This is a genomic window from Lentibacillus halodurans, assembly GCF_900112045.1.
In the GTDB taxonomy this organism is placed as follows: Bacteria; Bacillota; Bacilli; order Bacillales; family Amphibacillaceae; genus Lentibacillus; species Lentibacillus halodurans.
Genome location: NZ_FOJW01000004.1, coordinates 136,514 through 149,603, shown reverse-complemented (window position 1 = coordinate 149,603; position 13,090 = coordinate 136,514). Strand labels below are relative to the sequence as shown.

Here is a 13,090-nt window from a genome sequence, read left to right as displayed (position 1 = left end):
TTGATTTCTTCAACCGCTTCCTCTCTCAGTCAGTCTGTACTGTTCTGTACTTCGCGACCACGGCGTATTTTAAAAATCAGTAATGGATCGTACCCGATACAGCGTTCAATCAAACGGATAAGCAGTTTTTTCTGGGAAGGAGAACCCTCGGTCAATCAGCATGAATCCATCCGCAATCTGAATATAATTTTTTTGATCCATAATGACATATTGTATGCCCTGAACGAGCGCAAAAAGGAAAGAGATCAGTACCGCAATTAGATGAATTTGAGTATTCGACCACGCATCAATCATCAGTACAACGATAAATATTGCAGCATTGATGAATGGCAACCGGCCAGGTTTTATCCAGGCTTTATGATTGGCATATTTGTATCCCAAAAATACCACTACCTTTGCTTACGTTTAAGACTCGATCCATCCTGATGTTTCATAGTTTAGATATAGAGTAAAAATTGATATAGTAGAATCACCACAACAAAAAAGTGAAGTGTTAGCATGAGTAATTTAATCATTTCTCAATTCAGCATTACACACAACGCATTCATGAATGAAATTAAAAATGTGGAGGAGACACAGCTTGATATGCAGCCCGAGGGATTCAGTAATAATATTCACTGGCACATCGGCCATGTCCTGACCGCAAACGAGCAATTCTTATTCGGGTTTCCGGACAATACTGAACATCTTCCGGAATACTATAAAGATCTGTTCGGTTATGGCACCAAACCAGCTGACTGGCCTGACGATGTGCCAAGTGCCGATGAGCTTGCGGGACAATTGAACAGCCAGCTGAAGCGGATCAAAGCAATCCCTGAAGAAAAATTTGCAGAAAAATTACCGGAAGCTGTCCTGGGTGCGCAGACTTTTGGTGAACTTGCGGCATTGGCAGCTTTCCATGAAGGTAATCACACTGGCCGGATCAATGCGATGAAGAAAGTGCTTAACAAGTAAAGAACATTTCTATACTTCAAAACCACGTGTGGACAGCGTGGTTTTTTCGTCTGGAGACGTTTTTCTGCCTTAGGAGAAGCTTCTGTTCTTCCAGTGAAGTGCCCATTCTCCAGCTGAAGTTCCATATTCCGCCCCCTTCCCCAATAAAATCATCAATAATTCCTAACTTTTCCTAGTTTTCCATTGACACTTTTGGTAATCTTAACAGTAAGAGCACTTATACATACTTAAGGAGTTTTTTGACATGAAGCATTTAGTCATCCTTGGCGGCGGATACGGTGGTGTCAATATCATTCAAAACCTGATTGAACAAAATTTGCCCGAAGATCTGTATATTACGGTAATCGATCGTAATCCATACCATTCGGTTAAAACGGAATTCTATACGATAGCTGCCGGTACATCAGCTGATAAAGATGTACGCATGGACTTTCCGGAGCACGATAAAGTAAGCTATGTATACGCCGAAATCACCAAAATCGATACAGCAAACCAGCAGATTATTCTGCAGGGCAGAAGTGAACCGGTCCATTATGATTATTTGATCATTGCGCTTGGCTGTGAAGATAATTATCACGGGGTTGAAGGGGCAGCTGAATATACCGAAAGTATCCAGACGTTTAACAGGGCACGTCATACCGGAACAGCCATCGGTAACCTGAAAGCCTATGGAAAAGCAACGATTGTCGGTGCTGGCCTGAGTGGGATTGAAGTTGCCGCTGAAATCCGCGAAAGCAGACCAGACTTGAATATCCGGCTGCTTGACCGCGGACAGACAGTGTTAAAGGCATTTGAGCGAAAAATCCAGAACTATGTGGAAGACTGGTTTATAAAAAATGATGTTGAAGTCATTCATGGTGCCAATGTCGATTATGTCGAAAAAGACGGTGTCTGCAACAATGGCATTTGCTATGTAAATGATGTCACCATCTGGACAGCAGGTGTGCGCCCGAATTATCTTGCCCGAGAATTGCCGCTTGAAAAAGACGATCAGGAAAAAATTGTGATCAATGAATTTTATCAGGTACCTGAAGAGCCCCACATTTATGTTGTCGGGGACTGCGCATCATCGGAGCATTCCCCAAGTGCCCAGCTTGCCCGGCAGCAAGGCGAGCAAATCGCGGATATCCTTGCCGCCGTTCTTAATGGGGAAAAACCGAAAAAACCAGGCAAAATCAAGTTGAAAGGCACACTTGGATCACTCGGCAGCTCGGAAGGCTTCGGCGAAATGATGTCACAATCGATGGTCGGCTATATCCCGCGTCTGGCCAAATCCGGTGTACTGTGGCTCAACAACCGGCATTAATGCATATACCGGCAAAACGTGTATCAACAAATACCTGTTGTGAAATTGTTCCGATCTACAGCAGGTATTTTTAAAAGATAACGAACGTTTTTAATATCTCTTCGGCTACCACAACGACTGCCTCTAACCCTTGAAAGCCGAGAAGGCAGACGAGTCTTTTACGAAAGACTCTTCAACCCGACAACCCCGGCAATAATCGCTGCCAGACTCACAATCCGGGACAGGCTTTTCGACTCGCCAAAAAACACCATATTCACCACCACCGCGCCAGCTGTGCCGATGCCAACCCATACCGCATAAGCGACACTTACTGGCAAGTATGAAAAAGCCTGATAAAGCATAGCAACAGATGTACAAAACCCGCCAACATACAGAACACCATTTTTAAAGGTCTTATTTTTACTAATCAGCTTCAGCCCGATTACGCCAATCATTTCAAACATCGATGCCAATAAAATAAACATCCATCCCATTAGTGTGAGCCCCCTTTCATCCGCTTTTCATCTGCCCGATCAGCAAGTTTCAGCCCGATCACTCCGGCAATCAGGAGCATGATAAAAGCCATTTTGGCTAAATTCAGGCTGCCATTAAATAAAAATGCGTCCATCAAAACTGTCCCGGCCGTACCTGCTGCTGCAAAAATGGCATAAACCGTCCCGGTCGGCAATGCTTCACAAGCCTTGCGGAGACACTCCAAATCAAGCCAGATCACAAGACCAATCAATCCCCAATGCCACCAGCTGGAAGCAACATTAAACCCCCACACCCAACAAAATTCCAGCAGGCATACAAGTATAAGGTAGATCCATGATTTATTCATCGGCATCGCCCCCTTCCAATGGTGACTGATATTCAGTCATTTTACGTAAAAGAATCATCAAGTGAAACTTCATCCAGTCAGCTTTTCCTTCCCCACTAAGTACTCGTTGGACGAATCGGGCTATTAAGGGCAGAGTTGATCCCTACAGATTATTCCTGGTTTACCACGAATACCTGAAGCGGGTTATACTGCCTGTTAATACAGGAGAAAGGACATCACACCGGTTTAAATCCCCAGTGCATGCCCCGCGAATTCCAATACCTCCTTTTTCTTCAACGCAGCTTTGTGATCATCCTGATGACTATACATATAGATTTGTTCGGCTGCGTTTTCAATTAACCCTATCAAGATCTCAGCTGTTCGCTCGGGATGCAATGAATCCCTGACCACCCCATCTGCTTTTGCTTGTTCAAGCTGATGACTGAACCATGCGTAATAGGACTCATAAATTGCATCCCATTCCTGCATATACTCTGTAGAAGCGAGTCCTGCATAAATCAGCGCAAATACTTCCCTATACTCCTTAATCATGTCAAACACAATATCAACGACCACTTCCAGCTTCCGGTGAAATGGTAACGCTTCATGTACATTTTCATGAATTTCATGCAGTATCTTTTCGGTCATCACTTCCGCAATCGAAAGCATAACCGACAGCTTTGATGAAAAATATAAATAAAAGGTTCCCTGTGCGATTCCGGCTCCTTTGACAATGTCCGAAACCGTAGCCTTCTCAATCCCTTTTTTACGAAATACCTCGATTGCTGATTGAATGATAGCTTCTTTTTTATTATCCATTTTAAGTCCTCCAACTCACTGACTGACTATCATTCATTTTACACGTTATAATCCTCTCGGTCAATTTCTATTCTGTCACGACCGTTGTTTTGGGGTTTCACCCAGACCTTTTCTCCCGCTGGAGTCTACGTATATTTCCTCCACTAAAACGCACTTCCGCATTTGCTGCGGAAGTGCTGAAATTTTGTGTACCAATTAGCGCCCGGGGGCTCCTGGACGTTTTTTGCCTCCATCATACAGCAAGTAGTCTTCCCGTGTCTGCTTGAATTCATCGAGTTCCGGCTGCCATGTGTTGACGATTTCCTCAACTGAGGCGCCTTCTTCAATCTTCTCACGGACCCAGCCATTGCCAATCAGATTATCAAAGAAGGAAACACCCTGGCTGTTTTCTTCCCGGAACGCAAAATCTTCGGGGTACATATCATGAATCGTTTTTACAATCGATACGCCCGTTCTGATCGGCTCATAAGACTCCATATCCGTGACATGAATCTCGATACCGTGCGATAATTCTCCACTATGTTTGGAAAACTGTGGTGTAAACGAGGCAGCTCTGAAGGCTACACCCTCAAGCCCCTGATCATTTAAATTAGCTGCAAGCTCCGTGCTGTTCATGAACGGTGCGCCGATCAATTCGAACGGTTTTGTGGTGCCGCGTCCTTCTGATACGTTCGTTCCTTCGATTAATGCTGCACCAGGATATACAAGTGCTGTATCAAGTGTTGGCATATTCGGTGACGGCATAACAAATTCAAGACCAGTGTCATCATAAGTCATCGAACGATCCCAGCCTTGCATTTCGACAACTTCCAAGTCAGCACCAATATCGAATTCATTGTTAAATAGTTTCGCCAATTCGCCAACTGTCATGCCGTGGCGAAGCGGAATCGGGTACATGCCAACGAACGATGAATAGTCGGGATTAAGCACCGGCCCTTCCACTTTTTCACCGCCAACCGGGTTTGGCCGGTCAAGGACAACAAACTCTATATCGTTTTCAGTCGCCGCTTCCATCGCATACGCCATTGTGTAAATATACGTATAGAACCGTGTACCAACATCCTGAATATCAAAAAGCAGCGTGTCAACATCTTCCAGCATTTCCGGTGTCGGTTTTCTTGTTTCACCATAAAGACTGTAGACAGGCAGGCCGGTTTGTTCGTCCATATAAAACTCAACATATTCGCCTGCCTGCGCACTGCCGCGGACACCGTGCTCTGGACCGTACAGTGAGACAAGATTGACATCATCATGATTGTGCAACATATCGACAATGCTGTTCAGGTCCTGGTTAACACCAGTTGGATTGGTGATCAGTCCGACATTCTTGCCGTCAATCAAATCAAGTTCATCCTCCAACAATACGTCAACACCAAGCCGCAAATCCTGATCATGACCCGGCGGCACATGATCAGGCGGACCATGACCTTTCCCCGGGGAATGCGCCATCACCGCAGACAATGTGGTCAACATCAGGATGCCGGAAACTAACATGACCATCCATTTTTTCATTGTGAACGCCTCCTGTCCTTATTTTGCTGAATTTTTCGTTTTTAACAGTCATCTCATTCATAGCCGAGATAATGGCCGTATTCGTATAGATCAGGAATGGTGACAGGCAGCCTTCCCTCTGGATTGACTTCGCCGCTGAGTACCCTTGCAAGTGCTTCAACAGAAACATCCCGGTCGCCGTAAGTGGTCACATACCCCTCTACTTCAGGGAATGCCATCAAATCATACGGGTTGCGGATCGCCGTTACAACTACCGGCTTTCCTGTGTCCTGAATTGCTTCAACCAATTGCTGCTGAGCATCATTTGTGTTGGCCGTATACGTTGCAGTAACAACGATATCCGCATTTTCTGCCTCCGCTGCTGCTCCGTCTATTTGATCAGGCGTTGGACTCGTATCCGTTGCATAATCACTGACATTGAATCCTTTTGCCTGTAACTGCTCCGAAAGATATCCCGGCTTAGCTGCAGACGGGCCGGTAATCAGCACGTCCCGGTCGTCCTGCAATGGAAGCAGATCATCTTCGTTCTTAACCAGGGTAATACTTTGATCGGCAATTTCATCAGCTTTGGCAAGATTTTCTTCTGTTCCGATGTTATCAACGGCCTCCGGATCGGTGTTGGGTTCACCAAACAAACCTTTTTCCATTTTGGCTTTCAGGATGCGATAAACGGATTCATCAACACGCTCTTCACTGATTTCACCGGTTTCAACGGCTTCAAGCATCGCATTATAAGCCTGCTCAACATCAGGCGGATTAAGTAAAATATCGTTCCCTGCTTTAAATGCTTCCACCGGCACACGCTCAGGATCAACAACGTTAGCACCTGACATGCCGAGGCTATCCGTAACAATCAGTCCTTCAAAGCCCATTTCATCCCGTAAAAGGTCCGTTAAAATCGGCTTTGATAACGTAGCCGGCAAACCTGAGTCATCAAGTGCAGGTACGACAATATGTGCTGTCATGATTGCTTCGACTCCCGCATCAATCGCTGCCTGAAATGGTTTCAAATCAACATTGTACAGTGTCTCAAGATCATGGTTGATGATCGGCAAACCATAGTGGGAATCAACATCTGTATCCCCATGTCCAGGAAAGTGTTTGGCAGACGGAATCATTTTCTCATCCTGATAAGCCTCAATCTGAGAAACTGTTAAGTCAGAAACAAGATCAGCATCTTCCCCAAAAGAGCGAACACCAATGACCGGGTTTTCCGGATTAACGTTAACATCTGCCACGGGGGCAAAATTCATATTAATCCCGAGGCTGCCTAATTCGTTTCCTATAATTCCGGCAGAATCAGCAGCTAATTCCGGTGAACGGGTTGCCCCAAGCGCCATGTTTCCCGGGAAAACCGTTCCGGGACTTGTGAGCCGTTGAACAATACCACCTTCCTGGTCAGTCGAAATGAATAACGGAATAGGCATCCGCTGATCCATCGCAACGTCCTGCAGACCGTTCGACAGCGCATTAACCTGTTCCACATCAGCCGGATTGCCGATGTTATCCGTCCAGTTAAAATAAATCACGCCACCGATATGATATCTTTCAATTGCTTCCTTAAAGTTTTTAGCCCCGCGATTATTGTTCAGGTTGGTATCTTCATAAGCAGGATCGGTCGGTGTCTGGCCATACATGTGGATAATAAATAACTGGCCGATTTTTTCTTCCAGTGTCATATGTTTCATTTTACTTACAATCCAGCCGTGCTTAGCCTTTTCACCATTGCCCCAGCCCGGTTTGGTCGGGTCATCCCAGCCCTTGGCAAAGCCTGCAGCAGGGAAACACAGCGAAAAAACGAGCAAAAAAGATAGGAACGAGAACAAATGTCGTTTCAGCAATGCATTCACTCCTTTTAAAGGTAATGTTTCAAAAATCACGGCATTCAGCCTGAAATCGGCTTATCTTCCACCCCCACGTGTTAACGTCACATCTGTTATCACAGGCAAATGATCGGATGCCAGGGTGTCAATCACTTCAGCATTCGATGATTCCATACCTGGTGAAGTCAGGATATAGTCGATGCGCTTACTCGGTGAGACGGCTGAAAATGTATGCCCATCACCTTTTCCGCTTTCATCCCATGCATCCTGAAATCGATTAAACAACGGCTGAAGTTCAGGTGCATCAGGCGTTGCATTCATATCACCGACTAACATCGCATCGCCTTTCTCCGGGATTATGTCAAGCATATCGTCTACTTGCAATTCCCGGACATAAGGATCACCGCGGTAATCCAGATGCGTCACATAAAGCGAAAATATCGCTCCCTTAGCATTAATCACTGTCTCGGCAAACCCCGGCGCCAACCCGGGTTCCGGATCATCATCCTGTGTTGATAGTCTTGTAATCTCACGGTTGCTTGCATCGATAATCGGATACTTGCTCAGAACGGCTACACCATATTTTCGCCTTGGATCACCTTCATTGATTGGATCCTGATTGTAAATAGGTGCCATGAAAGCATGCATACCCAGCTTTTCGGCAAGCAGTTCAAGTTCGTCGTCAAAGTTACTGCGGGCACCCCAGTTAACATCAACTTCCTGCAGCCCAACCACATCAGCCTCTGACGCTTCTATTACATCAGCAATTCTGTCAATATCATAGTTTCCATCACTTCCGATACCAGCATGAATGTTGTACGTCATGACTTTAACCGTGACGCTTCGAGCATTTTCAGAATTATCCTGAGCAGCGGTATCAGTCAATGATCCTATGAACATCGCCATTACAATGAGAAATGAAGCCATTAATCGATATTTGATTTTACAGCCCTCCCTGCTTAATCACTTCCTAATTTCCTGTGCGTCCGATTCAAAATAAAGCAAAATCATCTATTGCTGCATGATGTTTGCCTCCTTTCAAATCTATTTGCAAGGGCTTTCAGTACTAGATTAACGGCTCATGAATGGCTTGTCTATGCAACCATTGAACCTATTTAAAAAAATTACAAAAATAGATGGCACCTTTTAACTACGTCTTTTTACTCGTCTTCACTTATTAAATCTATCTATGGAATATCCGATAAGAAAGGATAACCTTTGTGTTAGCGGACGAATACACGGCAAGCTTTACAAGAAGAATGAATAAATCAAAAAAGAATATCAAAGGCAACAGAAAAAGGAAGAGGATTGGCTCTTCCTTTTTGCGGTTGAGATTATTCGGGAAAATACTTTCCTATTCAACAGATAACTGTTCACCATCCACCGTTTCGATGATAAAACTTTTTCCTTCCAATTTGTCTTTAGGCACTTTCAAATAATTCCTTGGAGCGCGATCATCCGTGTCATCTTCCTCAAGTTCGACGACGATTTTGATCACGTCATCGTCCATAATTTCCAGCTCTCTGGTATCAGGGTCATATCCTTGATACTTTTCGTCACCGATCTGCCAGAGCAGCACATCTTCTTTTTCCCAATCAAAAGTGCTTGCATATTTTTCCGGATGATCATCCTCTGTGTAATACCAGATTCCCGGATCAGGCCGGCGATCCGGGACACCTCCAATCCAGGTAACCTGCTCAAATGAGACCGTTTCGGATGCTGATTGCGGTGACACTGCACCTGATGTATCCTCCTCTGATGAATCACTTTCCGAGGATTCATCCTCCTGTTCATCTGTTGACGACCCATCTTCCTGACTGCTGTCATCATTTTCACTTTCTGCACGATCATCTGTATTGCCTTCTGCCTCATCATTACCACCGCAAGCGGCCAAAAGGAACACCACAAACATAGAAACCGCGAATAACTTAAATAAATGATTGCTTTTCATTCGGTTACCTCCATACACGATAAGCTGAACATTCTTTTGATTTACTATTCTATTATCATATCAAAACCGGAAAATTATTCAATGAAAAATCAGGGTGGGACACAACTAAAACTTTCCATGCCAAAGACAGAACGATTACAGGGCAGGAAGTATCGCATTTTACCATTTCAACGGTCACATCCTTATTCATAAGTGATAACGAATGCGAACTAATGGAATCATCATTCGGATTTATCTTTAGTTAACATACTTTTGTCCCAGCCCCTTTTAAATGAAGCTAACAGTCTTTTTGCTGTATAAAGGTTTTTGGCATAACGGCTGCAGTCACCGTGGCTATTGCACAGACAGTATCACCTGCATAAACTTCTGTATGTATCCTGAACTTTTTCGGATGGACTTCCTCTGGAGTTCCGATTGCTTTTAATGGAATGTCCTGTGGTGTCGGTTTCATAAAATCCACGTTGAGTGATGCTGTCACAAATCTAGGCGCCTCTTTGCTGTTACCAGGCTCATGGCCATTTTTCCGGTGCAGCGCCAGTGATGCCGACCCTGTACCATGGCAGTCGATCAGTGAAGCGATCAGCCCGCCATATACAAAGCCAGGAATTGCTGTATGTTCCGGTTTTGGCGTGTAGATAGTGATCGTTTTTTCCCCAACCCATCCGGTCCGGAAATGATAGCCATGTTCATTCAGCCGCCCGCACCCATAGCAATGGGAAAAATCATTCGGATAATCATCTTGTATCGCGTATTTGACTTGTTCGGTCATTACGTGTTCTCCCTCCCTTTTTGTAGTCACTCAAGAGTTAAGGCTGCTCTCGCTCGAGTTCAAACGCTGTAGAGTTGGTTGGTGGTCGCTCCACTTTTTCAACAGTTTATTCTTGCGCCTGCCTCATGCGCCGCCATTGGAGGGATATTTCCATGATGGCCACCGCAAATGCCGCCCAGAAAATACCTTTATCAAATGCAATACCAACACGGGATTCGCCGTCCAGGAAAGTCAGCAACGCCATGACCGCCACAATATAAACAAGGAAAAACACTTGTGATCTGAATATATTCCTCTGGCCAGGATTCTGTTTCCGGTTACGATAAACAGCTAGTATAAATAAGGCAAGCATAACAAGTATCAGTAGATTTAATGGAACAGCCTCAGCAAACGGTATGCCGGGAAAATAGTCATAAACAAGCAGGACTGTTATACATAATACAAGCATAATTTCAAACGGGCGCAAAAACTTCAGAATGAATCTTCCTTTCTGCTGGATCTGTCTGCCTATTATATTACTGTTTTATACTTGTATTTGCCAGCTATACGGCTGCACAGTTATATATCAACTGCCTGCATGTCGCTTGGCAAGCCACTTAAAAAATAACGGAACAAAAAACATAATAATCAGCAGACGGAAAAGCTGATAGCTGGTCACAACAGATACATCACCGCCAACCGCTACAGCTGTCAGTCCCATTTCAACCATCCCGCCCGGTGCTGTGCTCAATAATGCAGTCGTGTAAGGCAGGTCATACAGGAGAGCCAGGCCATATCCCAGACAGAACCCGAATAGCACCAGGACAACGATGACCAGAAACGTATAAGCTGTTACTTTTTTCCAATCGGGCAAATCCCTTGGCTGCATCTGCAGACCGATATGCACACCGATTAAAATTTGTGCCAGATCAATAAACCCTGCCGGAAGTTCAGGGGTGGGGAATCCGGCAAACGTCATTACAATCGTCAGCACCATCGGCCCAAGCAATAATGCAGTCGGTACATGTAGACGAAAAAAAATCCACGCACCTGCGATCATGAGCAGTGGATATAAAAGATAAGTATACCAAGGCATGTCCGCCCAGCTGACAGAACCGGTGCCCATCATCGTCTGTGCTGCCGCGTCAGAATCACCGCCAAACATATACACCGTCACAATTGGTACGACAATCACGATAATCATTACGCGCATACTTTGCAAAAACGTGATCACAGTGGAGTTCAAACCTTTGATTTCATCCATCAATACCATGATCTGTGATAGCCCGCCCGGTACACTCCCAACCATACAGCTGGACAGATCAAGGCCGGTAACTTTTGAGAATAATAAACCAAGCACCAGACTGAATCCGATAGTCAAGGCTGTTATAGCTACCATTGATGGAACATGATCGCCCATCTCAATCAATGTTTCTTTTGTAAATGAAGTGCCAATTAAATAACCAAGCAGCACCATAGCAATTTTCCGCAACCTAAAAGGCCAGTACATCTCCCTTTGTGTCATAACACGCCACACCGCCACTGTCACGAGTGAGCCAATCAACCATGGCAGTGGTATATGAATTAGGGAAAAAATGGCAACACCGATCAGTGCCACCAGCAATGCTTCCGCAAATGCGAACCATCTCTTCAACAGTTTTCATCTCCTCTAAATATGTACAAAACACCATTCGCAAACCAAAGAACCATCCACACATGATGGTTCTTTGACATATTATAGAGGAAATGATGGGATTTGTTAAAGGTATTCTATTTAAATATGTCTAAACTTATAAAACGAGTGCTGCAATCACTCCACAGATGAGCAAAGGAATATTATAATGTATAAATGTCGGTACACACGTATCCCAAATATGATGGTGTTGCCCATCTGCATTTAACCCCGATGTCGGGCCAAGCGTGCTGTCTGAAGCCGGTGATCCTGCATCTCCAATAGCTCCGGAAGTTCCGATTAAAGCCGCTGTGGCCAGTGGACTAAAACCGATGGATGCACACAAAGGGACAAAGATTGCCGCTAGCACCGGGATCGTGCCAAAAGATGTACCTATACCAATCGTAACTAATAACCCGACGAACATCATAACGATTGCTGCCACCAGATAGCTATCCCCCAGCCAAGAACTTGTTGATTCCACAAGTTCGTTAACAGCTCCGGTCTCTGTTAATACGGAAGCGTAACCGGAAGCGACAAGCATGACAAATGCAATGGCACCCATCATTTTCACGCCGTCCTCTACGACCATTTCACCATTTTTCCATGTTTCAGCCCGGAAGATAAATATGGTCAATATCCCCCCTAGAGCTGCAAGAACCAGTGAACCATAAACGATTTGCAATACTAGTGTGACAGCCAGACCGAGTAGCGTCACAAAATGCTTCATCTGCCATTGATCATTTGCTTCTTCCGTCGTTGCTGCCACATCACTTGTAAATTCTGTTGGGATATCTTGATATTCGCGTGGCTTCCGGTAAGTGAATAAAATAGCAATAGCCAGCCCTATAACCATACCAGCTACTGGTATTGCCATGGCCAATGGTATTTGTGACAGCGCAATCTCCATACCATTGGCACGCATTTCATCAGCAATAATACCCTGGAAAATCAACCCAAATCCAACCGGCACCAGTATATAAGGTGCTTTCAATCCAAATGTTAAAGCTGTGGCAATCGCCCGGCGATCTACCTTCATCTTATTGAAGATCGCGAGCAGTGGTGGAATTAGAATCGGAATAAAGGCGATATGAATCGGTATAACATTTTGCGATAAACTCGCAAGACCAGCAAGTAAAAATAACACAACGCCACGACGTCCATGCATAAATGGTAAAATACGCTGAATTAAGAAGCCGGTAATGCCGGAGCGGGCGATCATGACGGCCAATATTCCCAGGAGAATATAGCTCAGTGCCGTTTCACCCTGGCCACCAAGTCCGCCAACTAAGGTCGTAATGGTTTCCTCAAGTGACAGCCCAGCGGTAAGACCCCCCACAATGGTTGCGATCAGAAGTGCAATAATAACATTGACACGTGCAAGACTAAGGGCAACTAACACAATGACAGACAAAACAACTGGATTGAGTAACATTCATTCAACTCCCTTTTAAGATTTTTTATTCTTTCATCACACGCTTGCTTCCTCCTTAATCATGCATGATG

General features: G+C 44.8%; 14 protein-coding genes. 2 read left to right on the top strand and 12 right to left on the bottom strand.

The window, feature by feature from the left end; translation table 11 throughout:
* Positions 1-105 precede the first annotated feature (105 nt).
* A complete protein-coding gene (locus BM195_RS06465) occupies positions 106-381 on the bottom strand; it encodes a hypothetical protein (RefSeq protein WP_090235411.1) in 276 nt (91 codons plus the stop codon).
* A 117-nt stretch (positions 382-498) separates the two neighbouring features.
* On the opposite strand from BM195_RS06465, the gene BM195_RS06460 reads away from it, so the two are divergent.
* Both BM195_RS06460 and BM195_RS06455 read left to right on the top strand, forming a co-directional pair.
* Positions 499-954: a DinB family protein gene (locus BM195_RS06460; protein ID WP_090235409.1), complete on the top strand. Its 456-nt coding sequence runs from the start codon at positions 499-501 to the stop codon at positions 952-954.
* A gap of 244 nt (positions 955-1,198) precedes the next feature.
* Positions 1,199-2,260 (top strand): NAD(P)/FAD-dependent oxidoreductase, encoded by a 1,062-nt coding sequence (locus tag BM195_RS06455; protein ID WP_090235408.1) that lies wholly within the window; start codon positions 1,199-1,201, stop codon positions 2,258-2,260.
* 158 nt (positions 2,261-2,418) lie between these two features.
* Here the strand turns inward: BM195_RS06455 and BM195_RS06450 are convergent, their stop codons facing one another.
* The 11 genes from BM195_RS06450 to BM195_RS06400 all read right to left on the bottom strand — a co-directional run bounded on the left by BM195_RS06450 (position 2,419) and on the right by BM195_RS06400 (position 13,019).
* The gene (locus BM195_RS06450) at positions 2,419-2,733 is read right to left on the bottom strand and encodes a DMT family transporter (protein WP_090235406.1); all 315 of its coding nucleotides are present in this window, start codon (positions 2,731-2,733) and stop codon (positions 2,419-2,421) included.
* Positions 2,733-3,080: a DMT family transporter gene (locus tag BM195_RS06445; RefSeq protein WP_090235403.1), complete on the bottom strand. Its 348-nt coding sequence runs from the start codon at positions 3,078-3,080 to the stop codon at positions 2,733-2,735. Before BM195_RS06445 ends, BM195_RS06450 begins: the two co-directional genes overlap by 1 nt.
* A gap of 225 nt (positions 3,081-3,305) precedes the next feature.
* Complete coding sequence (locus BM195_RS06440; RefSeq protein ID WP_090235401.1) at positions 3,306-3,878, bottom strand: TetR/AcrR family transcriptional regulator; 573 nt, start codon at positions 3,876-3,878, stop codon at positions 3,306-3,308.
* A 195-nt stretch (positions 3,879-4,073) separates the two neighbouring features.
* Positions 4,074-5,390 carry an exo-beta-N-acetylmuramidase NamZ family protein gene (locus tag BM195_RS06435; protein WP_090235399.1) on the bottom strand — a complete coding sequence of 439 codons (1,317 nt, stop codon included), beginning with the start codon at positions 5,388-5,390 and terminating at the stop codon, positions 4,074-4,076.
* A gap of 53 nt (positions 5,391-5,443) precedes the next feature.
* On the bottom strand, positions 5,444-7,240 hold the full coding sequence (locus BM195_RS06430; RefSeq protein WP_425283896.1) for a glycoside hydrolase family 3 protein: 1,797 nt from the start codon (positions 7,238-7,240) through the stop codon (positions 5,444-5,446).
* Positions 7,241-7,291: 51 nt separating this feature from the next.
* Positions 7,292-8,140 carry an endonuclease/exonuclease/phosphatase family protein gene (locus BM195_RS06425; RefSeq protein ID WP_244535685.1) on the bottom strand — a complete coding sequence of 283 codons (849 nt, stop codon included), beginning with the start codon at positions 8,138-8,140 and terminating at the stop codon, positions 7,292-7,294.
* Positions 8,141-8,567: 427 nt separating this feature from the next.
* Positions 8,568-9,164: a hypothetical protein gene (locus tag BM195_RS06420; RefSeq protein ID WP_090235396.1), complete on the bottom strand. Its 597-nt coding sequence runs from the start codon at positions 9,162-9,164 to the stop codon at positions 8,568-8,570.
* Positions 9,165-9,441: 277 nt separating this feature from the next.
* Positions 9,442-9,933, bottom strand: a complete 492-nt coding sequence (locus tag BM195_RS06415; protein WP_090235393.1) for a PaaI family thioesterase — start codon at positions 9,931-9,933, stop codon at positions 9,442-9,444.
* 106 nt (positions 9,934-10,039) lie between these two features.
* Positions 10,040-10,399 (bottom strand): hypothetical protein, encoded by a 360-nt coding sequence (locus tag BM195_RS06410; protein ID WP_090235390.1) that lies wholly within the window; start codon positions 10,397-10,399, stop codon positions 10,040-10,042.
* Between the two features lie 99 nt (positions 10,400-10,498).
* Positions 10,499-11,566 (bottom strand): AbrB family transcriptional regulator, encoded by a 1,068-nt coding sequence (locus tag BM195_RS06405; RefSeq protein ID WP_170848171.1) that lies wholly within the window; start codon positions 11,564-11,566, stop codon positions 10,499-10,501.
* Between the two features lie 136 nt (positions 11,567-11,702).
* Positions 11,703-13,019: a Na+/H+ antiporter family protein gene (locus BM195_RS06400; protein ID WP_090235384.1), complete on the bottom strand. Its 1,317-nt coding sequence runs from the start codon at positions 13,017-13,019 to the stop codon at positions 11,703-11,705.
* Positions 13,020-13,090 lie beyond the last annotated feature (71 nt).